This is a genomic window from Pseudomonas sp. Leaf434, assembly GCF_001425545.1.
Classification (GTDB): Bacteria; Pseudomonadota; Gammaproteobacteria; order Pseudomonadales; family Pseudomonadaceae; genus Aquipseudomonas; species Aquipseudomonas siliginis.
The window spans coordinates 281,381-304,294 of the sequence record NZ_LMQZ01000008.1; the positions used below are offsets into that span (position 1 = coordinate 281,381).

General features: G+C 60.3%; 19 protein-coding genes, 4 tRNA genes and 1 pseudogene. 16 read left to right on the forward strand and 8 right to left on the reverse strand.

What is annotated here, in order from left to right:
- Positions 1-61 precede the first annotated feature (61 nt).
- The 3 genes and pseudogenes from ASG55_RS16100 to ASG55_RS27710 all read left to right on the forward strand — a co-directional run bounded on the left by ASG55_RS16100 (position 62) and on the right by ASG55_RS27710 (position 3,538).
- Complete coding sequence (locus tag ASG55_RS16100) at positions 62-1,462, forward strand: aminotransferase-like domain-containing protein (RefSeq protein ID WP_056788172.1); 1,401 nt, start codon at positions 62-64, stop codon at positions 1,460-1,462.
- Between the two features lie 990 nt (positions 1,463-2,452).
- Positions 2,453-2,677, forward strand: a pseudogene (locus ASG55_RS27705) (HAMP domain-containing protein); the annotation flags it as partial.
- Positions 2,675-3,538, forward strand: a complete 864-nt coding sequence (locus ASG55_RS27710) for a methyl-accepting chemotaxis protein (protein ID WP_371699606.1) — start codon at positions 2,675-2,677, stop codon at positions 3,536-3,538. The pseudogene ASG55_RS27705 and the gene ASG55_RS27710, both read left to right, overlap by 3 nt.
- Before the next feature lie 254 nt (positions 3,539-3,792).
- Here ASG55_RS27710 and ASG55_RS16110 read toward each other — a convergent pair whose 3' ends face one another.
- Positions 3,793-4,551 (reverse strand): hypothetical protein, encoded by a 759-nt coding sequence (locus tag ASG55_RS16110; RefSeq protein WP_039764159.1) that lies wholly within the window; start codon positions 4,549-4,551, stop codon positions 3,793-3,795.
- 384 nt (positions 4,552-4,935) lie between these two features.
- Here ASG55_RS16110 and ASG55_RS16115 point away from each other — a divergent pair.
- From ASG55_RS16115 to ASG55_RS16130, 4 genes are all read left to right on the forward strand, one after another.
- A tRNA-Glu gene (locus ASG55_RS16115) sits at positions 4,936-5,011 on the forward strand.
- A gap of 2 nt (positions 5,012-5,013) precedes the next feature.
- Positions 5,014-5,089: transfer RNA gene (locus ASG55_RS16120), tRNA-Gly, on the forward strand.
- Positions 5,090-5,193: 104 nt separating this feature from the next.
- Positions 5,194-5,269 (forward strand) — tRNA-Glu (locus ASG55_RS16125).
- Positions 5,270-5,272: 3 nt separating this feature from the next.
- Positions 5,273-5,348, forward strand: a tRNA-Gly gene (locus tag ASG55_RS16130).
- 136 nt (positions 5,349-5,484) lie between these two features.
- Here the strand turns inward: ASG55_RS16130 and ASG55_RS16135 are convergent.
- The 4 genes from ASG55_RS16135 to ASG55_RS16150 all read right to left on the reverse strand — a co-directional run bounded on the left by ASG55_RS16135 (position 5,485) and on the right by ASG55_RS16150 (position 9,539).
- Positions 5,485-7,224 carry a dipeptidase gene (locus ASG55_RS16135; protein WP_056788178.1) on the reverse strand — a complete coding sequence of 580 codons (1,740 nt, stop codon included), beginning with the start codon at positions 7,222-7,224 and terminating at the stop codon, positions 5,485-5,487.
- A 187-nt stretch (positions 7,225-7,411) separates the two neighbouring features.
- A complete protein-coding gene (locus tag ASG55_RS16140; protein ID WP_056788181.1) occupies positions 7,412-8,050 on the reverse strand; it encodes a LysE family translocator in 639 nt (212 codons plus the stop codon).
- A 1-nt stretch (position 8,051) separates the two neighbouring features.
- On the reverse strand, positions 8,052-8,822 hold the full coding sequence (locus ASG55_RS16145; protein ID WP_056788184.1) for a 2OG-Fe(II) oxygenase: 771 nt from the start codon (positions 8,820-8,822) through the stop codon (positions 8,052-8,054).
- Between the two features lie 90 nt (positions 8,823-8,912).
- On the reverse strand, positions 8,913-9,539 hold the full coding sequence (locus ASG55_RS16150) for a hypothetical protein (protein WP_056788187.1): 627 nt from the start codon (positions 9,537-9,539) through the stop codon (positions 8,913-8,915).
- Between the two features lie 89 nt (positions 9,540-9,628).
- On the opposite strand from ASG55_RS16150, the gene ASG55_RS16155 reads away from it, so the two are divergent.
- A complete protein-coding gene (locus ASG55_RS16155) occupies positions 9,629-10,627 on the forward strand; it encodes a LysR family transcriptional regulator (protein WP_024013940.1) in 999 nt (332 codons plus the stop codon).
- 727 nt (positions 10,628-11,354) lie between these two features.
- Here ASG55_RS16155 and ASG55_RS16160 read toward each other — a convergent pair.
- On the reverse strand, positions 11,355-11,762 hold the full coding sequence (locus ASG55_RS16160; protein WP_007967565.1) for a PA2817 family protein: 408 nt from the start codon (positions 11,760-11,762) through the stop codon (positions 11,355-11,357).
- A gap of 73 nt (positions 11,763-11,835) precedes the next feature.
- Entirely contained in the window at positions 11,836-14,283 is a 2,448-nt protein-coding gene (locus tag ASG55_RS16165; RefSeq protein ID WP_056788190.1) for an acyl-CoA dehydrogenase, read from the reverse strand.
- 247 nt (positions 14,284-14,530) lie between these two features.
- On the opposite strand from ASG55_RS16165, the gene ASG55_RS16170 reads away from it, so the two are divergent.
- The 4 genes from ASG55_RS16170 (at position 14,531) to ASG55_RS16185 (ending at position 17,699) form a co-directional block, all read left to right on the forward strand.
- Complete coding sequence (locus tag ASG55_RS16170) at positions 14,531-15,190, forward strand: transglutaminase-like domain-containing protein (protein WP_056788192.1); 660 nt, start codon at positions 14,531-14,533, stop codon at positions 15,188-15,190.
- 43 nt (positions 15,191-15,233) lie between these two features.
- Positions 15,234-15,857, forward strand: coding sequence for a glutathione S-transferase family protein (locus tag ASG55_RS16175; RefSeq protein ID WP_056788196.1), 624 nt, complete (start codon positions 15,234-15,236; stop codon positions 15,855-15,857).
- Between the two features lie 133 nt (positions 15,858-15,990).
- A complete protein-coding gene (locus tag ASG55_RS16180; RefSeq protein WP_056788200.1) occupies positions 15,991-16,923 on the forward strand; it encodes an ABC transporter ATP-binding protein in 933 nt (310 codons plus the stop codon).
- On the forward strand, positions 16,920-17,699 hold the full coding sequence (locus ASG55_RS16185) for an ABC transporter permease (RefSeq protein WP_056788203.1): 780 nt from the start codon (positions 16,920-16,922) through the stop codon (positions 17,697-17,699). The genes ASG55_RS16180 and ASG55_RS16185 overlap by 4 nt, the downstream gene beginning before the upstream one ends.
- Positions 17,700-17,838: 139 nt before the next feature.
- Here ASG55_RS16185 and ASG55_RS16190 read toward each other — a convergent pair whose 3' ends face one another.
- Positions 17,839-18,357: a DUF2062 domain-containing protein gene (locus ASG55_RS16190; protein WP_039760200.1), complete on the reverse strand. Its 519-nt coding sequence runs from the start codon at positions 18,355-18,357 to the stop codon at positions 17,839-17,841.
- Positions 18,358-18,493: 136 nt separating this feature from the next.
- Here ASG55_RS16190 and ASG55_RS16195 point away from each other — a divergent pair, with 136 nt between their 5' ends.
- The 4 genes from ASG55_RS16195 to lpxK all read left to right on the forward strand — a co-directional run bounded on the left by ASG55_RS16195 (position 18,494) and on the right by lpxK (position 22,900).
- Positions 18,494-20,728 carry a DNA internalization-related competence protein ComEC/Rec2 gene (locus ASG55_RS16195; RefSeq protein WP_056788205.1) on the forward strand — a complete coding sequence of 745 codons (2,235 nt, stop codon included), beginning with the start codon at positions 18,494-18,496 and terminating at the stop codon, positions 20,726-20,728.
- Between the two features lie 101 nt (positions 20,729-20,829).
- Positions 20,830-21,465 carry a MotA/TolQ/ExbB proton channel family protein gene (locus tag ASG55_RS16200; RefSeq protein WP_016771007.1) on the forward strand — a complete coding sequence of 212 codons (636 nt, stop codon included), beginning with the start codon at positions 20,830-20,832 and terminating at the stop codon, positions 21,463-21,465.
- Positions 21,462-21,890 (forward strand): ExbD/TolR family protein, encoded by a 429-nt coding sequence (locus ASG55_RS16205; RefSeq protein WP_041479458.1) that lies wholly within the window; start codon positions 21,462-21,464, stop codon positions 21,888-21,890. The genes ASG55_RS16200 and ASG55_RS16205 overlap by 4 nt, the downstream gene beginning before the upstream one ends.
- On the forward strand, positions 21,890-22,900 hold the full coding sequence (gene lpxK, locus ASG55_RS16210) for a tetraacyldisaccharide 4'-kinase (protein ID WP_056788209.1): 1,011 nt from the start codon (positions 21,890-21,892) through the stop codon (positions 22,898-22,900). Before ASG55_RS16205 ends, lpxK begins: the two co-directional genes overlap by 1 nt.
- Positions 22,901-22,914 lie beyond the last annotated feature (14 nt).

Consider the following 22,914-nt stretch of genomic DNA (forward strand, 5'->3'; position numbering starts at 1 on the left):
GCCTCGGCGGTGCGGCTGTGATTTACTGCTGCCAGCAAAACTGACAGGAGTTTGCGAGCTCATGGAACTGAGAATTGACCGACAGGCAATGGTGCCGGTCGTGCAGCAGATCGTCGACGGAATGACTGACTGGATTGTGCAAAGCGGCATCCCGCCGGCCACCCGGTTACCCTCCGTACGGCAAATCGCCCGGGGGAATCTGCTCAGCCAGTCGTGCGTTGTCGAAGCCTGCGAGCGCCTGGTTTCGCAAGGCGTATTGACCACACGCCAGGGCGCGGGATTCATCGTCGCGGCCTCGCCGGCATTGCGCGAAACGGACTCGGAACTGGCAGTGTTCGAGGGCCGCCATGCGTGGTGCGATGAGGTGAGCGCTTCGACGGGTCGCTTGATCTTGGGGCAAGGAGGCTTGCCGCCGAGCTGGCGTGAGCCCGACGACCTCAGCTACGCGCTGCGCGAGGTGGCACGCACCGACATGGCCAGCCTGTTCAATTACAGCTCGCCACTGGGGTTGCCAGCGTTGCGCGAGCAAATTGCCAAGCGTCTGAAACTGCTGAATATCGACGCCTGCAATACCCGGCTTATGAGCACCAGCGGTGCCAGTCATGCGCTTGACCTGATCGTGCGCACCCTGTTCAAGGCTGGCGATTGCGTGGTGGTGGAAACGCCCGGTTATGCACCGTTGTTTGACCTGTTGCGTCTGCACGGCGTACAGATGCTCGAAGTTCGTCGTACGCCGAGCGGGCCGGACATCGACATGCTCGAGTCGGTGCTGCGTCAGTTTCGTCCCGGCGCCCTGTTCATCGGCAGTCATCACCACAATCCCACCGGCAGTTGCCTGACGCCTGCGGTGGCCCAGCGTATCGTGCAGTTGAGCAAGACCTACGACCTGCGCGTGATCGAAGATGACGTCTACGCTGATCTGCACACCGGCAACGGTACGCGGTTGGCGGCGCTGGACCATGGCGGCCGGGTCATTTATGTCGGCAGCTTCTCCAAGACACTGAGCAGCTCGTTGCGGGTCGGTTTTGTCCTGGCGGACAGCGAACTGCTGAAGCGCCTGGCGGAGGTCAAGATGATCAGCGGCCTGGGCTGTTCGAGGCTGGCCGAGGCGGTATTGGCCAGACTGATGGCGACCGGCGCCTATCGCAAACTGGTGCAGCGCCAGCGTCAGCGCTTGAATGCCGATCGCGCGGCGGCCTTGCAGGCACTGGAAGACGCCGAGTGGGAAGTGTTCGGCAAGCCGGTTGGCGGGCTGTTTATCTGGGCGCGGGCACGCTTGCGCGACCAGGCGTCGGTGCGCAGGCAGGCCCAGCACTGCGGGCTGGAGTTGTCAGCAGCGGACGCTTTCAGTCCCAGCGGTGAGTGCGGTGACTGGCAGCGCATCAATGTGGCCTGTGCCTGCGACCCACGGGCGCGGCAGTTTTTTCGCAATACCTGCGCGGATCGACCTCCAGCATTCTGAAAACGACGCGGGCGTAGCTTTTTGCCATTATTCCGACGCCAGAGTCTTGTGCTGGTTCGAGCCCGTTGCGAATCTTCGGCAACAGACTTTGGCAGGGGACTACGCGCAATGATTTCGGCCGTGCAAGGACGTTTTGCCAACCTCGGTATGGCGAAAAAACTGGGTATCGGATTTGTGCTCGTCTTGTTGCTGACTGCGTTGGTGGCGGCGATCGGCGTCTGGTCGCTGCAAACCATCAGTCTGCGTTTCGACGGCTTGAAGCAGATGTCCGCGCTCAACAGCGGCCTGCTCAAGGTGCGCCTGCTCGAGCAGGAATACGCCCTGCGCGGCAATCCGAAAACCGCCGATGCCTTGCGCGAAGGCGTCGATGGGCTGGTTGTTCTAGCCGGCGCGCTCAAGGCACATTCCCCGGCCAATGTGCCGGTGATGAGCGATGTCGAGCAAGCGCTGGGCGCGTATCGCAAGGCCTTCGATGAATTCGTCTCGCTGAGCCAGGCCAAGGACCTCGCGCTGGAGATGGCCAGTTGGTCGGTGTCCAGCGTGGCCAATAACCTCGACGTGTTGCAGAGCGGGCTGGCCGATGATGGCGCCTATACGTTGAAAGACACCGAGGGCAAGGACGGCGCCCAGTTCATCGAACAGGCGAATCAGGTCAGTCAGGTCTCGCGACTGATGCTGCAGGCGATGAACGAAGCGCGGGTGCGGCTGGATCAAAGCCGCAAGGGCGATGCCGACAATGCCGGCCAAGGCAACATCGAGCAGGCCGCGCAAGCGCAGGAGCAGGCCGAGGCGCTGAAAACCACGGTCAAGGACGAGGGCTATCTGACTGTGCTCAACGAAGTGTCGGGGCATATCGCCGGATTCAACGAGAAACTGGCTGAATACACCGGTTTGCTGGCGCAAGAAAAAACTGTGTACGAGCAACTGCATCAGCGCGCTGCACAGGTGGTGGACCGGGTCAATCAGGCCTATGTCGCCGAAGATGCTTCGATGCAGGCGGAGCTGAAAAAGAACACGGTGTTGATCATTGGCTCTTCGGCGCTGGCCTTGTTGGTCGGATTGCTCGCCGCGTGGGTGATCACGCGCCTGATCGTGGCGCCGCTGCGCAGTGTGATTCGCGTGGCGCAGCAGATTGCTGCGGGTGATCTGACGGCGAAGGTCGAGGTGACGCGCCGCGATGAAATGGGTCAGCTGATGTTGGCGATGCAGCAGATGGCTGCCGGCCTCGGCACGATTGTCAGCGGCTTGCAGGCCGGCATCGAGCGCTTGGCCGGTTCCGCGCAATCGCTGTCGGCAGTGACCGAGCAGACCAATCTGGAGGTCAACAGCCAGAAGGAGGAAACCGAGCAGGTCGCCACCGCCATGAACCAGATGACCGCCACCGTGCATGACGTCGCGCGCAATGCTGAAGAGGCAGCTCTCGCGGCGCAGACGGCGGATGACAAGGTCGAGAGCGGCCAGCAGGTGGTGCGTCAAAGCATGGCGCGGATCGAGCAGTTGGCGGATTCAGCGACCTCGGCCAGTTCCAGCATCGAGAGCCTCAGCGCCGAAATTCAGAATATCGGCACGGTGCTGGAGGTGATCAAGAGCGTGGCCGAGCAGACCAATCTGTTGGCGCTGAACGCGGCAATCGAAGCCGCGCGCGCCGGCGAGCAGGGCAGGGGGTTTGCGGTGGTGGCCGATGAGGTGCGTGCGCTGGCACGGCGTACGCAGCAATCGACCGAGGAGATCGAACGCTTGGTCAGTGCCCTGCGCGCGGCGGCGCAGTCGTCGGTGCAGCAGATTCGCAGCAGTGGCGAACTGGTGAAGCTGGCGGTCAGTGATGCGTTGCAGACCGAGAGTGCGCTGGGGAGTATTGCCGCGGCGGTGTCGTTGATTCAGCAGATGAATCAGCAGATCGCGGCGGCGGCGGAGGAGCAGAGTTCGGTGGCGGAGGAGATCAATCGCAGTGTTACGCAGATTCGTGCGAGTGCGGATCACTCTTCCGTGGCCATGCGCGGGAATGCGGCTTCGAGTGTTGAGCTGGCGCAGTTGGGTGGCGAGTTGCGCTCGATGGTTGGGCATTTTCGGCTTTGAGCCTTGGCGGCCCTCGGGCCGGCCAGGCTCTCGGCTTCGCCGCGTGGGGATGGCCCAGTCTTGCTTTTGCTGTTCTGTGGGAGCTGGCTTGCCAGCGACGGCGGCCTGACACCCGACCGATTTTTACCTGAGAACACTGCTTCCCAATGTGGGAGCGAGCCTGCTCGCGAAAGCGGCCTTCAATTCACATTCTCTTTCAAGTCGCCCACAAAAAAGCCACCAATAACGGTGGCTTCTCTTCCAGCATTCCCGCCTCAGTCGTAAATCACTTTTTTCTTCCAGTCCGCATCGGCTTCGACATCCTTCAAACCGGCGGTCAGTTGGTTTTCTTCACCTTCCACCGGGGCAATCTTGTCCATGACCTGGGCGTTCGCTCGGGCGAGGAGTTTTTCCAGGTATTGCAGTTGCTCCGCGTACATCTGCGGGTCCTGCTGTTTGCGCAGATATTGCACGCCGCGTTCGAAGGCGAGGCGGGCCTGGCCGGGTTGGTTTTGTTGCAGGGACTGTTGGCCGAGGTTGTTGAAGAATTCGATGTGCAGCAGCACGAGGATGTGGCGCACTTCGCGGATCCATTGTTTGGCTTCGTTCGGTGGCAGGAAGCCGTCGTGGGCGGCGCGGGTGATCTGGCCGTGCAGGGCTTCGAGGAGGAAGCGCACGTCTTTGGCTTTGGCTTCGGTGAGGATCGGCGCGGGCGGGTTGTTCACCGGGATCGATTCGCCTTGGGCAACGAGGGCGCTCAGTTCGGTAATGCGGGCCTTGGTGGTTGCGCTGGTTTTTTCCAGATTGAGCAGGCGCTGGCAGACGTTGAGTTCCAGGCGGGTCAGCAGCAGCTTGAGCGCCGGGGTCATGAACTGGCCGGGGAAGGTTTCGGTCAGTTCGCCGCAGCGGCGCAGGCGGTCGTTGAGTTCGACTTTGGTGCGGGCCTTCTCCAGTTTGTTGTTTTCCACCACATGGTTCATGTAGCCAATGGCGATCAGAATTGCGATCCCGGCTACGACTAGCAGGGTGATCATGAGTGGTGTCACCGGTAAGACCTCTTTATAGGGTTCGCATGCGAGTGTAGTGGCTGGGCATTTAGGCGCCTAGCGCCGCTCGACGGGTTTGATCGGCTGCTGCAATCTGTATCGGCCGCCAGCGGTATAGATGAATGCTGGCGCTTGATGTGCAGATTGCCATCACTGTGCGGTGGACTATAACGTCTTGGCGAGTGGCGGAATATAGGCGTCAGGTTTCGGACGACGGAAAAGCCCTACGCGGCCCGGAATCCAGGTCGAAGTCATTGATTTAAATAAATTTATATCAGGGGGTTGACGACCCCTCAATCCATCCATAGAATGCGCGCCACTTGCAGCGTAAAGCACACAGCGAAACGCGGCAGGCAGTGAATGTTGTAGTGTGTCCCCTTCGTCTAGTGGCCTAGGACACCGCCCTTTCACGGCGGTAACAGGGGTTCGAGTCCCCTAGGGGACGCCAATGCGGGAATAGCTCAGTTGGTAGAGCACGACCTTGCCAAGGTCGGGGTCGCGAGTTCGAGTCTCGTTTCCCGCTCCAATTTTAAACAGCAGTGCTTTCGGGCGGTGCTGAGTGAAACCAGAACCAAATCTTCGGATGCGGATCTGGACACCGAAACACACACCATGTGTTCCGGGTAGCGTGTCCCCTTCGTCTAGTGGCCTAGGACACCGCCCTTTCACGGCGGTAACAGGGGTTCGAGTCCCCTAGGGGACGCCATTTGCGGGAATAGCTCAGTTGGTAGAGCACGACCTTGCCAAGGTCGGGGTCGCGAGTTCGAGTCTCGTTTCCCGCTCCAATTTCACAAAAACGCCGATCAGTGATGATCGGCGTTTTTGTTTGTGCGCGTTTTGTGGCGGCAATAAAAAAGGACCTTTTCACAGGTCCTTTTTTATTTTGAGCCCGGTCATCGGTGACTGGGCTCAGGCAGGGCTTTACAGCTTCGGCAATTGCCCGACACGCCCCATCATTTCCGTGACGATCTGCAGATCCAGCAGGAACTGATCGACGGTCTTGAATTCGCCATCGGTGTGGCCGGTGTATTTGGCTTCCGGTCGCGCCAGGCCGAATTGCACACCGTTCGGCAATTCGTGAACCGAAGTCGCGCCAGCGGAAGTACCGAATTCCGACTTCATGCCGAGGTTTTCGCTGGCCACCGCGAGCAGCGCCTTGACCCACTCACCTTCGGGATTGCGATACATCGGTTCGGCCACTGAGTAGTCGAACGCTACAGCGACATGAGTCTTCTTGCTCCAGGCGTCCAGTTTCTCAGCGATCTCAGCCTTGAGCTTTTCCGGGGATTTACCCTTCGGCACCCGCAGGTTCACCGCCAGTTTGAAGGCTTTGTCGTCCTCGCCGACATAGGTCAGCGAGGTGGTCAGTGGTCCCATGAACGAATCGGAGAAGCCCACGCCAAGTTTTTTGCCCAGATAATCCAGGCCCCAGTTGTCATCGGCATAACGTGCGGCATCGGTGAACTGGTTGTGCTTGAGCGCGACTTTGCCGTCCAGGCTGTTGATGAAGCTCAGCATCCGCGCGACCGGGTTGACGCCGGACTCTGGTTCGGAGGAGTGCGCAGAAACCCCCGTCACGGTCAGTTTGACGTTTTTGCCATCAACCTTTGCCGCGACTTCGAAGTCGCCGCCGTTGGCTTTGGCGTAGGCGTCGCCGGCTTTTTGCAGACTGGCGGCGAGCTTGGCAGGCTTGTCGGTTACCAGCGTGGCCACCGACGCGGACGGAATCTGGTTGGTCGCCTTGCCGCCGGTCATCGAAACGATTTCCGCGCCGTTGCCTTCGCCTTTGCGTTTGGCAAAGTTGGCCATGACGGTGCCGTAACCTTTTTCGGCGATCACTACCGGATAACCGCCGTCCAGCGCCATATTGTAGTTCGGCGTCGGGTTGCGCTCGAAGTAATAGGGAATGGCGTCGCCGCTGGTTTCTTCGGTGGTGTCGACCAGCAGCTTGAAGTTACGCGCCAGTGGCAGTTTCTCGTCCTTGATCACTTTCATGGCGTACAGCGCCACGACGATCGCATTCTTGTCATCCTCTGTGCCACGACCGTACATGCGATCGCCAATCAGCGTGACTTTGAACGGGTCGAGTTTGGTGCCATCTTTCAGCACCCAGTTTTCCGGCGTCACCGGCACCACATCGGCGTGGGCATGAATGCCAACGACTTCGTCGCCTTTGCCATCCAGAGAGATTTCGTAGACACGGTTATCGATGTTGCGGAATTTCAAACCGAAGGATTCGGCGAGTTTCTGGATCTCGCCGGCAATCTTGATGAATTCCGGGTTGTCGTGTTGCTCCACGCCGTCCTTGCGGAAGGTCGGGATCTCGACGAGTTGGCGCAGGGTTTCCAGCGCGGCCTTGCCATATTTCACGCGGGTATAAATGCCCAGCAGACGGTGAATTTCATTCTGCTGTTCGGCGTTCAGGGTCTTGTTGTCGAGGAAGGCGCTGATGGACGGGTTGAGATTATCCGTCTTGGCCAGGTCGCTTTTCGCCAGGCTGCCAAGGAAGCTGCGGAAGTCCGTCAGGTTCTTGCCGTCGAAGGATTTCAGGATCGCTGCGCTTTGCTCGGCAGTGATGTTGGCTTGTGCGGCGCTGGTAAACGCGGTGAGGCTGGCCATGACCAGAGTGGCAGCGGCCAGTTTTTTCAGGGAAAAGACCATGTAACAGGCATTCCTTTGCTAGAGATTGGGAAAATATGTCTGACGCTTGCGGCAGAAACATTTTGCAACCTACCACCATGAGCAGGTGAAGAGGGAGTCACAAACTTGATCTGTCGCACAGAAATGCAAAAGAGACGCACAAATGAAAAAGTCCCGGCGGGTGATGGCCGGGACTTTTTTGTGTGGGTTACATCGACAGCATCAGGCGGCCGGCAAATAGAATGAGGATGACGCCCATGCTGCGCTCGAACCAGTGTCCAAGGCGCATGAACAGCAGGCGTACTTTGTTGCTGGAGAAAAACAGCGCGACGATCACAAACCACAGCGCGTTGACGAAGCACATCCACAATCCGTAGAACGCCTGGATCTGCAGCGGTGTGCTGGCGCTGATGATCGTGGTGAAGATCGCCAGGAAGAACAGCGTGGCTTTGGGGTTGGTCGCGTTGGTCAGAAAACCGGTGCTGAATGCCTTGAACAGTGACTGTTCAACCAGCGGCTCATCGGCGGTTTTTTCACCTTCGACGCTGCTCTTCGGTTTGCTGCGGATCAGGCTGACGCCCAGATAGAGGATGTAAGCCCCACCGACCACTTTGGCCACAGTCAGCAGCCACGGCGTGGTGTGCATCAGGGCGCCGACGCCGAGCAGGGTATACAGCACATGCACGGAAATCCCCGCGCCGATGCCCAGCGCGGTGCAGATGCCGACGAGGCGACCGAAGCGCACGCTTTGACGGATGGTCACGGCGAAGTCCGGACCGGGCGCAACCACGGCGAGAAAGTGGATGGTGGCCAATGCGAGAAACTCGCCCAGGTAATTGGAAAACATGTCAGCTCCAGAAAGTCAGAGGGGAGGCATTGCCGCGATAGCCGACAAAGAACGACAGGCTCAAACGCGGATCCGCTACGCCCGGGGTTACCGAGTGCATGCGCCGCGAATTGAACATGATGAAATCGCCGGGCTGCGGTCGTACTTCGAGGGTGGGCGGCCCCAGTAGCGACGGCTCGATGCCGTAGCTGTCGCCACGCATTTCGTCGAATTGGTCCGGAGTGATGTCGTCTTCCCACATCTGCAGCGCGCCGCCTTCGGTGGGCATGTTCAGGTAGACGTTGCAGGCAAATTGCGCCTCGAGGCTGCGCGCCTGAAAACTGTCCGGGGCGTCCTTGGCGAAGATGTCGTGATGGGCAAGAAAGCACACGCCGGGTTTGACCACGCGCGACAAGCCGACATACATCTTGCGCCCGTAGAGGTTTTCCAGATGCGCGCCGGCGGGCCAGGACTCATCGAGCATGCAGCGCAGGGTGTCGATCGGCGAGGAGTAGGGCGCGCAGCGCTGGCGCAGTTCGGCGATGTTGCGGGTGGCGCGTTCGAAGTAATCCTCGATCAGCAGCGGCTGGTTTTCCGCCTCGTAAAAGGCCATGCCGATGCGGCCGATGCTCGGCGCGTTGATGTAGCCCTCAAAGCCCGGGGCGAGGATCTTGTCGCCGATTTCGATCGCCAGCGGCTCGGGCAGAAAGCGTTTGACGCGGATGGCGAGGACTTCTTCGTTGGCCAGTTTTTTTATGCACGTCTCATCGAGACGCTCGACGTCTAGCATCATTTGTTTTAGGTCCATCTATCGATAGTCAACGGAACCGGCGAATGCGGTTCCCCGGCGTCGGACGCTGCGCGATGGCAATGTCCGAAATGCTCAATCCACGCTGTAGTGGACGGAAAGCGTGCCCTTCTTCTGCGAAAGGGACGCGATCGTGACTGTGCCTAGATCCTTCAGGCTACGTACGTGGGTGCCACCGCAGCCATAGGCTGGCAGCTCACCGAAACTGATTTCCCGCGCGCCTTCGCGCAGCGAGGTCAGGCGCGGCAGATCATGTTCGATCCACTGCTCGATACCGGTTTGCACGGTTGGCGCATCGATTTCTTCAGCGCTATCGCCCGGCTTGAATTGCACCCGGCCTTCGTCCGGCCAGTGGTGCGCCTTGATCGGCATCCAGCCCATGGCCTGAATGAAATGACCGATCAGGTGCCCGGCCGAGTGCATGCGCGTATTGAAGCGGCGGCGCTCTTCATCGATACGGATGACGGTCATGCCCAGCGGCAGCGGGCGGTCGACGAAATGCACAATGCGCTCCGGTTCCTGCACCACGCGCGACACCCGGCTTTCACCGATCCAGCCGGTATCGCAAGGCTGACCGCCGCCCTGGGGGTGAAACAGGGTGGCGCGCAGCACTACGGCGAATTCGTTCTCGTGGGGTGTGCAGTCGAGGACTTCGACATTCGCCTTGAGGTCGTCACTGTGAAAAAACAGGCGAAGCGTCATATTCCATGCCCTGATCGAAGTTCTGTTTTTATTATATGAATCGTGCAATAACGTGATAATCCATTCGAACATCAAAGGACTTGTGCGTCGTGAGCATCAATCTTCCGCTGCCGCTGCTGGGTGAAATGGCGATTTTCGTCAAGGTTGTCGAGACCGGCAGCTTCTCCGAAGCGGCGCGGCAGATGGGTTCCTCACCCTCGGCGGTCAGTCGCAGTATTTCCCGATTGGAAAAGGCGTTGGCCACGCGCTTGCTGCAACGCACCACGCGCAAACTGCGCTTGAGCGATGGTGGTGAGGAGGTGTTCAAGCGTTGCCAGGAAATGGTCAGCGCGGCCAGGTCGGTGATGGAAATAAGCGGTCAGTTCACCCACGAAGCTGAAGGCTTGGTGCGGGTCAGCGTGCCGAAGGCGGTGGGGCGTTTTGTGATTCATCCGCACATGCCGGAGTTTCTGCGCCGCTATCCCAAGGTTGATGTGGAGTTGTTGCTGGAAGATCGTCAGGTCGATCTGATCGATGATCATGTCGATCTGGCGATTCGCATCACTGATCGTCCACCGGCCGGTCTGGTCGGGCGGCAGTTGCTGACCATCGATCATTTGCTTTGCGCCACGCCGCAATACCTGGCCGAACATGGCACGCCGACGCATCCTCATGATTTGCTCAATCACAGTTGTATTTATCTTGGCGAAACACCGAGCGATGCGCGCTGGAAATTCAAGAAGGGCAGCAAGGCGGTGACGGTCGGCGTGCGTGGGCGCTATGCCGCCAATCACACGGGTGTGCGCTTGGGGGCGGTGTTGCAGCACATCGGGATTGGCAGTCTGCCGTATTTCACGGCGCGTTATGCGTTGGAGCAGAAATTGATTGTGCAGGTGCTGCCGGACTGGACGTTTCTTGCCTCTTATCATGGTGGGTTGTGGTTGCTGCATTCGCCGACGCGTTATCTGCCACCGAAGTTGCGGGTGTTTATTGATTATCTGGTGGAGTGTTTGCAGAAGGAGCCGACGTTGGGTAGGCCCGGGAAATCTGCCGGTGGGAGCAATGCGGCTGTGGCGTATGAGCTGCCGGAGAGTGAGGGGTTGCTTTGAGGTTTTTTTGGTGGGACTTGGCGGCCTTTGGGCCGACCAGGCTCTGGTGGTTTGGGTGAATATCCGTTTCTGCGGTAACGGCTGCTTAGGGTTTCGCCCTTACGGCGACTTACTTTTTTACAAGCGCCTAAAAAAGTAAGCAAAAAACGCTAGCTCCTACGTTCGGCCCTCGCAGGCTCGGGTTCCTTCGCTGCGGGATCGATCCGGGCGCAGCGGCTACGGTTTGCTTCGCTGCACCTACACTCGCTGTGTACGACTGCGTCGTACGGTCGCTGCGCTCCCACGCCCGGATCAATCCCTCCGCTCAGCCTTCCGACGGCTTCGCTGCACCTACACTCGCTGTGTACGACTGCGTCGTACGGTCGCTGCGCTCCCACGCCCGGATCAATCCCTCCGCTCAGCCTTCCGACGTCGCCTGTGAATCAAGATCAAAAGCGGTACTCGAGCTTGCGCTCATTGTTTTGAGTGGTGAGGGGCGGGTGGTGTCTGGCTGTTTTTGTGGTGAATTCTCCCCTCACCCCAGCCCTCTCCCCGAGGAGAGGGAGCTGATTTGTGTGCTTTTCAAATCCTGAGTTCAACTCGGACTTTCACATCGACGTAACTCGCCCAAACACCTCGGTCAGTCCCCTCTCCCTCTGGGAGAGGGCTAGGGTGAGGGGGCTTTTGATCTTGAAAAAAAGGCCCGCATGGAATCACCAGTGCGGGCCTTTCATTATCGTTTGAAAAATCAGTGCTTGCTGTCCTGCGCCGACATGGCCAGCAGTTGTTTTTCCTGGTTCCAGTCGAACGGTTCGTCGTTCTGTTCGGCTTCGTAGCGGCGTTCTTCGAGGGCCTGGTAGAGGTCGATTTCTTCGTCGGAGAGGTAGTGCAGGCAGTCGCCGGCGAAGAACCACAGCAGGTCGCGTGGGATCAGGTGGGCGATTTGCGGGTAGCGGGTGATGACTTGGGTGAGGATGTCCTGGCCCAGGTATTGGCTTTCGATAGGGTCGATAGGCAGGGAGGCCAGCAGTTCGTCGAAGCGCTCGAGGAACAGGGCATGGCTTTCTTCGGGCACTTGTTCGGCCTCACCTACGGCGACCAGGATACTGCGCAGGTGGTCGAGCAACACGAGATGATCGGCAACGACGTTGGACACGAGATAAGTCCTCAAGAGCAAAACGGGCGCGGGAGTATAAAGCCCTCGCGCCGTTTTTTCACATAAACCGGGATCAGCGGACTTTGCCCTCTGCCTGGGTCAGTTCTTCTTTGGCGAAATCGTCGACGTCGATCACCTTGCGGCGGGCCGCTTCGGCGTCGCGCAGGCTTTGCGCTTCGACGGCTTGCAGCACGCCGGCTTCCAGCGCGGCATCGATGGCGTGTTCGCCGGCTGCCGGTTTGACCTGGCCGCTCTTCAGTGCGGTGTGCAGTTTCTTGTGGAGCGGTTGCGCGGCATTGAGCAGGTCGCTGGCGTGTTGCAGCGCGCCCACGGCATCGTCCGCCGATTGCGGGCGGTAGCAGCCGGCGAGCAGTTCTTCGAGAGCCGGATCGCCTTTGGCGCGACCGATGACCGCAGCGACTTCGGCACCAAGTTTGTCCGATGGGCCTTTGTGCCGGCGACCGAACGGGAAGACGATGACCCGCAGCAGGCAGCCGAAGACTTTGTTCGGAAAGTTGCTCAGCAGTTCATCCAGTGCGCGCTCCGACTGGCCGAGGCTTTCTTCCATGGCCCAGCGGAACAGCGGCTCCATGTACGCCGGCGAATCCATGTCGTGATAACGCTTGAGCGCCGCAGAGGCCAGATACAGGTTGCTCAGCACGTCGCCGAGGCGCGCCGACAGGCGTTCGCGGCGTTTCAGTTCGCCGCCCAGGAGCATCATGCTGAAGTCGGCGAGCATGGCAAATGCGGCGGCCTGGCGGTTGAGCGCGCGGAAGTAGCCTTGGCTGATCCTGTCACCCGGCGCATGTTCGAAATGGCCAAGGCCGAGGTTTAGCACCAGTGTGCTGGCCGCATTGCTGACGGCGAAACCGATGTGCTTGAGCAGCAGGCCATCGAATTCCTTGAGTGCCTGGTCTTTATCCTGGCGACCGGCCAAGGCCATTTCCTTGAGTACGAACGGATGGCAACGGATCGCGCCCTGACCGAAGATCATCAGGTTGCGCGACAGGATGTTCGCGCCTTCGACGGTGATGAAGATCGGCGCGCCGTTCCAGCTGCGGCCGAGGTAGTTGTTCGGCCCCATGATGATGGCTTTGCCGCCGTGCACATCCATGGCGTGGCTGATGCATTCGCGGCCGCGTTCGGTGAGGTGGTATTTGAGGATCGCCGACAGCACCGATGGTTTTTCACCCAGGTCCACCGCGTTGGCGGTGAGCATGCGGGCGGCGTCCATCATCCACGCGTTACCGCCGATGCGCGCCATGGCTTCCTGGATGCCCTCGAAAGCGGACAGCGGTACATTGAATTGCTCGCGAATCTGCGCGTATTGGCCAGTGACCAGACTGGTGAACTTGGCCGCACCGGTACCGACGGCTGGCAGCGAGATCGAACGCCCGACGGACAGGCAGTTCATCAGCATCATCCAGCCCTTGCCGAGCATTTCCTGACCACCGATGAGGTAGTCCAGAGGAATGAACACGTCCTTGCCGGAGTTCGGGCCGTTCATGAACGCGGCGCCCAGCGGCAGGTGCCGACGACCGATTTCCACACCTGCGGTATCGGTCGGGATCAGCGCCAGGCTGATGCCGAGGTCTTCTTCTTCACCGAGCAGGTGATCCGGGTCATAAGCCTTGAATGCCAGGCCAAGCAGGGTTGCTACCGGGCCGAGGGTGATGTAGCGCTTTTCCCAGTTCAGGCGCAGGCCGATGACTTCCTGTCCTTCCCACTGGCCTTTGCAGATGATCCCGGTGTCGGGCATCGCGCCGGCGTCGGAACCGGCCAGCGGGCCGGTGAGGGCGAAGCACGGAATATCGTCGCCACGGGCCAGGCGCGGCAGGTAGTGATTACGTTGTTCGTCGGTGCCGTAATGCAGCAGCAATTCGGCCGGGCCGAGGGAGTTCGGGACCATCACGGTAGAGGCGAGGTCACCGCTGCGCGTCGCCAGTTTCATTGCCACTTGTGAGTGAGCGTAGGCCGAGAAGCCTTTGCCGCCGTATTCCTTGGGAATGATCAGGGCGAAAAAGCCATGTTCCTTGATGTGCGTCCAGGCCTCGGGCGGCAGGTCCATGGACTGGCCGATCTGCCAGTCGCTGACCATTGCGCAGAGTTCTTCGGTCGGGCCGTCGATGAAGGCTTGTTCTTCTTCGCTCAGTTGCACTTTTGGATAGGACAGCAGTTTGTCCCAGTCCGGACGGCCGCTGAACAGCTCGCCGTCCCACCATACGGTGCCAGCATCGATCGCGTCGCGTTCGGTCTGCGACATGGGCGGCAGGGTTTTCTGGAACCAGTTGAACAGCGGCGCGGTGAAGTGCTTGCGGCGCAGGTCAGGCAGCAACAATGGCGCGGCGACCACCGCCAACAGGACCCAGAAGACAAACAGCAGCCAGCCCGGCGCGTGACTGAAAATCCCCATGGCGACGAGATAGGCCGCAACGATGCCCAACGCGGGCAGCGGGGCGATGCGTCGATGGGCGAGATACGCCACGCCGACGATCAAAACCAGTATCCACAACAACAGCATATTCAGTCCTCCGTGAACCAAGGCAAATCGACCCTCCAGAGCTTAGACGGCATCTGCAAACAAGGGTGGTCAGAGCATGGTGATTGAAATCGTGGGAAACCCCGGATGGTTTTCGTAGGTTCGGTGGGCAACACGTGTGGGAAATCGTTCGTTGCTGCGCAGCTTTGCTTTCAGGTTTGGCCGAAACGTCGTTATCTCTGTGCTCAGGCTGTCGCTAGACTCGTGGCTTACCCAGGAGATTGCCGTCATGCACGAGTATCTGAGCCCCGGCCGCTTCATCGATAGTGACCACCCGGCGGTGGTGGAGTTCGCCGAGCAGCATCGCGGCGCCAGTAACCATCCGCGTGAGCAGGCGATCAGTCTGTATTACGCCGTGCGTGAGGCGGTGCGCTACAACCCCTACACCTTCAGCCGTGATCCGCAAACCTTGCGCGGCAGTTACGCACTGGCGGCGGGGGAGAGTTATTGCGTGCCGAAAGCTACGCTGCTCGCCGGTTGTGCCCGGCATTGCGGGATCCCGGCGCGCATCGGTCTGGCCGATGTGCGCAATCATTTGTCGACGCCGCGTCTGCTCGAGTTGCTGAAAAGCGACGTGTTCGCCATGCATGGCTACACCGAGCTGTTTCTCGACGGCCGCTGGGTCAAGGCGACGCCGGCGTTCAACCAGCAACTGTGCGAGCTGTTCAACGTCGCAGCGCTGGAATTCGACGGGGTCAACGACAGCGTTTTCCACCCGTTCAACCGTGATGGCGCGCAGTTGATGGAATATCTGCTCGATCACGGCCAGTTCACCGATGTGCCGGAAACGTTCTTCTTCGAGCACCTGCAAAAGTGCTATCCGCATCTGTTCAGTGAGCAACTGCCGGTGCTGTTGGGCGACATGCAGACTGATTTGAGTCGCACCTGATCCGGCGTATGCTGGCCGTCCACTCAATTGCAAAGAGGCGGTCATGCTGAAGATCTGGGGACGGAAAAATTCATCGAACGTCAGAAAGCCTTTGTGGGCTGCCGAAGAGTTGGGCCTGGCTTACGAGGCCATCGATGCCGGCGGCGCGTTCGGTGTGGTCGATACGCCCGAGTACCGCGCGATGAACCCCAATGGCCGGGTGCCGGTGATCGAGGATGACGGTTTCGTGCTGTGGGAATCCAACGCCATCGTTCGCTATCTGCTGGCCAAACACGCCCCGGACAGCGCCTGGTATCCGGCGGATGCGCGAGCCCGCGCCACGGCGGACAAATGGATGGACTGGACCACTTCCAGTTTCGCCGGGCCGTTTCGCACGGTGTTCTGGGGTGTGCTGCGCACGCCTGCCGAGAAGCAGGACTGGAAGGCGATCAACGCCGCGATCAAGGAATGCGATGAACTGTTGAACATGGCCGACCACGCCTTGATCAGCCAGCCTTATCTCTCCGGCAATGACATCGGCATGGGCGACATCCCGTTGGGCAGCTTCATCTATGCCTGGTTCGAAATGCCCATCGAGCGCGCCCCGCAACCGCATCTGCAAGCCTGGTATGAACGTTTGAAGCAGCGTGTGGCCTATCAGAAAGCGGTCATGACCGCGTTGACTTGATAATTACTATCGACACACTTGACTGTACTTGTTCGGCGGCGGCAAGCACCATTGCGAACTTGCGCCGCGGTTGTTTCCCTCGCCGCCCGCCCTTATTTACTTCTTTCCTTCCTTCTTGGTGCGTAAATCCGATATGAGTTCCGCTCTGTCCATCCGGCAGCTAACCAAAACCTACGGCAACGGGTTCCAGGCCTTGAGTGGTATCGATCTGGACGTCGCCGAAGGTGATTTTTACGCCTTGCTCGGCCCCAACGGCGCCGGCAAATCCACAACCATCGGCATCCTCTCGACCCTGGTCAACAAGACCAGCGGCACCGTGAATATTTTCGGCCATGACCTGGACAAGAACCCGGCGGCGCTCAAGCGCTCGATCGGCGTGGTGCCGCAGGAATTCAACTTCAACCAGTTCGAAAAGACCTTCGACATCGTCGTGACCCAGGCCGGCTACTACGGCATTCCGGCGAAAGTCGCCAAGGAACGCGCCGAGCAGTACCTGACCCAGCTGGGGCTGTGGGACAAGCGTGATGTGCCATCGCGTTCGCTGTCCGGCGGCATGAAACGGCGTCTGATGATCGCCCGTGCACTGGTGCACGAACCGCGTCTGCTGATCCTCGATGAGCCGACTGCGGGCGTCGATATCGAACTGCGCCGTTCGATGTGGACCTTCCTCACCGAGCTGAATCAGAAGGGCATCACCATCATTCTGACCACGCATTATCTGGAAGAGGCCGAGCAGCTGTGCCGCAATATCGGCATCATCGACCACGGCACCATCGTCGAAAACACCAGCATGAAACAGTTGCTGGGCCAGTTGCACGTGGAAACCTTTTTGCTCGACCTGAAACACGACTTGCACGTTGCGCCGCAATTGCTCGGCTACCCGGCCCGATTGCTCGACGGCCACACCCTGGAAGTGCAGGTCGATAAATCCATGGGCATCACGGCGTTGTTCACCCAGTTGGCGCAGCAGAACATCGAAGTGCTGAGCCTGCGTAACAAAACCAATCGCCTCGAGGAGTTGTTCGTGTCCCTGGTGGAGAAAAATCTGTCGAAGGTGGCGGTATGAGTTCCGAGTTCGGTCCCAACCTCGTCGCCCTGCAAACCATCGTCTACCGCGAGGTCAAACGCTTCATGCGGATCTGGCCGCAGACGTTGCTGCCGCCGGCGATCACCATGGTTCTGTACTTCGTGATTTTCGGCAACCTGATCGGCCGACAGATCGGCGACATGGGTGGCTTCACCTACATGGAGTACATCGTGCCGGGTTTGATCATGATGTCAGTGATCACCAACTCCTACGGCAACGTGGTCTCAAGTTTCTTCGGCAGCAAGTTCCAGCGCTCGATCGAAGAGCTGATGGTCTCGCCGGTGTCACCGCACACGATCCTGATCGGCTTCACCATTGGTGGGGTATTGCGCGGTCTGGCGGTGGGTCTGATCGTGACGATCCTGTCGCTGTTCTTCACCCATCTGCAGGTGCATCACCTCGGCGTGACCATCCTTGTGGTGGTACTGACCGCGACGATCTTTTCGCTGCTGGGCTTTATCAACGCGGTGTTTGCGCGCAACTTCGATGATATTTCGATCATTCCGACCTTTGTGCTGACCCCGCTGACTTACCTTGGCGGCGTGTTCTACTCGATCACTTTGCTGCCACCGTTCTGGCAGACCGTGTCGCTGGCCAACCCGGTGCTGCACATGGTCAACGCCTTCCGCTACGGCATCCTTGGCGTCTCGGATATCCGCATCGGCATCGCCATTACCTTCATGCTGGTGGCGACCGTGGTGCTGTATCTCGGCTGTGCGCGGTTGCTGGTGAGCGGGCGCGGGATGCGTACCTGATCCCGACCGCGTCGCTTTCTTCGCGAGCAGGCTCGCTCCCACATTGGAATGATGTTCTCTGTGGGAGCGAGCCTGCTCGCGAATGGGCCAGACCAGACAAAACAAAAAACGGCCTCCCATCGCGGAGGCCGTTTTGCATTCATTTCTGCCGACTTTGCTTGCGCCGCCGCCATTGCCGCGCCACCCACCAGCGCCAGTACAGCATCACCAGAAAGTACGCGAGAACGCCCAGCACCAGGCCGACAACCACCGAGCCCAATAAAAACGGCTGCCACAATGTCGACAGCTCACCGCTGATCCATTCCCAGGTCAACTCGTCCGGCAGATGCCGCGCCGGCACATCCATCAGGAACGCCCCGGCCTGGTAGGTGCAGAAAAACACCGCCGGCATGGTGATCGGATTGGTCAGCCAGACCAGGCTCACCGCGATTGGCATATTGCCGCGCACCATCACCGCCAATGCCGCCGCTACTAGCATCTGTGCCGGGATCGGCAGGAACGCCGCAAACAGGCCGACCGCCATCGCCCGGGCGACCGAGTGGCGGTTGAGATGCCAGAGGTTAGGGTCATGCAGCAACGTGCCGAGAAAGCGTAAGGATTTGTGTTCCCTGATGCTCGTCGGGTCGGGCATGTAACGTTTGAATAAGCGCCGGGGCATAGGGCTTCTCGGTCGGTTAAGGCGGCAAGTATGTCTGGATTCTACGAACCGCCCATTCAGACTTTGTGACAATTGTTGACGACGGTGGTGCCGCAGACCGGCTATGCCTAGTGGGGGGACTCTCAAGGACGGGCATATGCGCACAGGGATGATGGCGCTGGCAGTCGGTCTGCTGGCCCCGGTTTTTTTGCCGGCCTTGCCGCCGGTCGGTTGGTTGCTGGTGCTGCCAATGGTGGCGCTGATGTTGCTGCCGTTTCGCAGCTTTCCACTGGCATTTTTGCTGTTTGGCTTTACCTGGGCCTGCGTTGGCGCGCAGTGGGCGCTAAATGACCGCTTGCCACCGAGCCTGGACGGCGAAACCCGTTGGCTTGAAGGGCGCGTGGTCGGCTTACCGCAGCACAGCGATGGCGTGGTGCGTTTCGAGCTGGCTGATGCGCGCTCACGCCACGAAAAACTGCCATCGCTGCTGCGCCTGGCCTGGTACGCCGGGCCGCCGGTCAACAGCGGCGAACGCTGGCGCCTGGCGGTGAAGTTGAAGCGCCCGGGTGGCCTGCTCAACCCGCACGCCTTCGACTACGAGGCCTGGCTGCTCGCGCAACGGATCGGCGCAACCGGCACGATCAAGGATGGCCAGCGCCTGGCTGAGGCCCGGCATGCATGGCGCGACGGCGTTCGCCAACGCCTGCTGGCGGTGGATGCGCAAGGACGCGAGGGCGCGCTGGCAGCGCTGGTGCTCGGTGATGGCTCTGGGCTCAGTCGCGAGGATTGGCAGGTACTGCAAGACACCGGCACCGTGCATCTGCTGGTGATCTCCGGCCAGCACATCGGTTTGCTCGCCGCAGTGATGTATCTGCTGGTTGCCGGGCTGGCGCGTTTCGGAATCTGGCCGGTGCGCTGGCCATGGTTGCCGTGGGCGTGTGGCCTGGCATTCGCGGCGGCGTTGGGTTACGGCTTGCTCGCCGGGTTCGATGTGCCGGTGCAGCGCGCCTGCGTGATGGTGACGCTGGTGCTGCTGTGGCGGCTGCGTTTTCGCCATCTCGGCGCGTGGTGGCCGTTATTGCTGGCGTTCAATGGCGTGCTGTTGTTCGATCCGCTGGCCAGTTTGCGTCCGGGTTTCTGGCTGTCCTTCGCGGCGGTGGCAGTGTTGATCTTCACCTTCGGCGGTCGGCTGGGGGCCTGGCGGTGGTGGCAGACCTGGACCCGCGCGCAGTGGCTGATCGCGATCGGCTTGTGTCCGGTGTTGCTGGCGTTGAGCTTGCCCATCAGCGTCAGCGGGCCTGTAGCCAATCTGCTGGCCGTTCCGTGGGTCAGCCTCGTGGTGCTGCCGCCGGCATTGCTCGGCACGCTATTGCTGCCCGTGCCTTATGTTGGCGAAGGACTGTTGTGGCTGGCCGGTGGTTTGATCGACTGGCTGTTTATCGGGCTGGCGCTGATTGCCGGGCAATGGCCGGCGTGGATACCGGCCGCCATTCCATGGTGGGCTTTGGTCCTGGGCAGCCTTGGCGCCATTTTATTGCTGTTGCCCCGTGGCGTGCCAATGCGTCCGTTGGGCTGGCCGCTGCTGTTGCTCTTGGCACTGCCGCCTCAAGAGCGAATAGAGGAAGGGCGAGCCGATGTCTGGCAAATCGACGTCGGCCAAGGCTTGGCGATTTTTGTGCGCACGCGACATCACGCATTGCTCTATGACGCCGGCCCGCGTTTCGGCGAGTTCGATCTCGGCGAGCGAGTGGTATTGCCAGCGTTACGTAAACTCAATGTGCAAGCGCTCGACTTGATGCTGCTCAGCCACGCTGACGCCGATCACGCTGGCGGCGCCCGGGCGGTCATGCGTGGATTGAACGTGCACCGCGTGGTCAGCGGCGATCCGCCAAACCTGCCGCCGGAGCTGAACGCCGAAGCCTGCGCAAGTGGCGAACAATGGCAGTGGGACGGCGTGCGGTTCCAGCTCTGGCAATGGTCGGCGGCAGATGACAGCAACCAGCGTTCCTGTGTGTTGCAGATCGAAGCCAACGGCGAACGCCTGCTGCTCACTGGCGATATCGACACTCATGCCGAGCGCGTCCTGCTCGACAGCGCCTTGGCCGTGCCGACGCAGTGGCTGCAATCGCCCCATCACGGCAGTCGCAGTTCATCGTCGATGGCCCTGCTCAAAACCTTGCAGCCCGAAGCGGTGCTGATCTCCCGTGGCCACGGCAACTCCTTCGGTCATCCGCATCCCACCGTGCTGGCGCGCTATCGCAAACAGGGCCTGCGCATCTACGACAGCGCCGAACAAGGTGCCATTCATTTGCAACTGGGCAGCTTCAAGCCGCCGTGGACGATGCGGCAACAGCGGCGTTTCTGGCGCGATCCGCCGGTCCCGGGCCGTTGATCGGTGCCAGCATGGGTGCCACCTCACGGTCGTCGGGGCGGCGGGTCTTAATCGCGGATCGGTATGGTAAAGTGGCGCACTTTTTCGAGGGGACTGTCACTGTGTGGGAATTGGTCAAATCCGGCGGCTGGATGATGTTGCCGATCATTCTGAGTTCCATCGCGGCCATGGCGATCGTCGCCGAGCGCCTGTGGACACTGCGCGCCAGTCGCGTCACCCCCGAGCATCTGCTGGGTCAGGTCTGGGTCTGGATCAAGGACAAGCAGCTCAACAAGGAAAAACTCAAGGAGTTGCGCGCCAACTCGCCGCTGGGGGAAATCCTCGCCGCAGGCCTGGCCAATTCCAAGCATGGTCGCGAGATCATGAAAGAGTGCATCGAAGAGGCTGCTGCGCGGGTCATTCATGAACTCGAACGCTACATCAACGCCCTCGGCACCATCGCCGCCATGGCGCCGCTGCTCGGCCTGCTCGGCACCGTGTTGGGCATGATCGACATTTTCAGTGCCTTCACCGGCTCTGGCATGACCACCAATGCCTCGGTACTGGCCGGCGGTATTTCCAAAGCGCTGATCACGACCGCAGCGGGCCTGATGGTCGGTATTCCGGCGGTGTTCTTCCACCGCTTCCTGCAACGTCGTATCGACGAGCTGGTGGTCGGCATGGAGCAGGAAGCGATCAAACTGGTGGAAGTGGTGCAGGGCGACCGTGATGTCGATCTGGCCGAGGGCAAAGCGTGAAATTCCGTCGCAAGCCCCGGGAAACCGTGGACATCAACCTCGCGTCGCTGATTGACGTGGTGTTTATCCTGCTGCTGTTTTTCGTGGTGACTACCACTTTCACTCGGGAAACCCAGCTGCGCGTGGATCTGCCGGAAGCGGTCAGCGGTTCGCCCGCCGAAGATCAGCAGGTCAAACAGCTGGACGTCGCGATCAGTGCCGAAGGCGTGTTCTCGGTGAACAACAAGATTCTGCCGAAGAATGATCTGCCGACGCTGATGGAAGCCATGCAGAAAGAATCCAACGGCGACACCAACATGCCGCTGTCGATCAGTGCCGATGGCAAGGCCCAGCATCAATCGGTGATCACCGCCATGGACGCGGCCGGCAAGCTCGGTTTCAGCCATCTGCGCATGACCACGGTCGAGGCGGCGCCGAAATCCTGATGAGCCTGTCCGATCGCCTGCTCGCCGCGTGGTATCAGGGGCATCCGGCCCTGACGCTGCTGCGGCCACTGGAAATGCTGTATCGCCGCGTGGTGATCAACAAGCGTCAGCGCTTTCTCGACGGTGAAGGTGAGATCTACCAATCGCCCGTGCCGCTGATCGTGGTCGGCAATATCACCGTCGGTGGCACCGGCAAGACGCCGATGATTCTCTGGCTGATTGAGCATTGCCGACGCCGTGGACTGCGCGTTGGCGTGGTCAGTCGCGGTTATGGCGCCAAACCGCCGCACCTGCCGTGGCGGGTCGAGGCCGAGCACAGCGCCGAGGTTGCCGGTGACGAGCCGCTGCTGATCGTCCAGCGCACCGGCGTGCCGCTGATGATCGATCCTGATCGCAGCGCCGCCGTCAAAGCTTTGATTGCCAGTGAGCCGCTGGACCTGATTCTGTCTGACGACGGCATGCAGCATTATCGCCTCGCGCGGGATCTGGAACTGGTGCTGATCGATGCCGCGCGCGGACTGGGCAATCAGCGCTGTCTGCCGGCCGGGCCGTTGCGTGAGCCGGTCGAGCGCCTGCAAAGTGTCGATGGCGTGCTGTTCAACGGTGCCCTTGATGATCGCGACGATGGTTTCGCCTTCCGCCTGCAACCCACGGCCCTGGTCAATCTGCGCAGCGGCGAACGTCAGTCACTGGAGCATTTCCCGCCCGGGCAAGCGCTGCACGCGGTGGCCGGTATCGGCAATCCACAACGTTTCTTCAATACCCTTGAAGCGCTAGACTGGCGCCCAGTCCCGCACGCGTTCGCCGATCACGCCGAGTACAGCGTGCAGGCGTTGAATTTCACCCCGTCATTGCCCTTGGTGATGACCGAAAAGGACGCGGTGAAGTGCCGTGCCTTTGCTGCTGCCGACTGGTGGTATCTGGCGGTCGATGCCGTGCCGTCGCCAGCCTTCGTGGCCTGGTTCGACACTCAGCTGATGCGCCTGCTGCCGGATCGTCTGCTGCCTTAACTCTTTTATTTCTG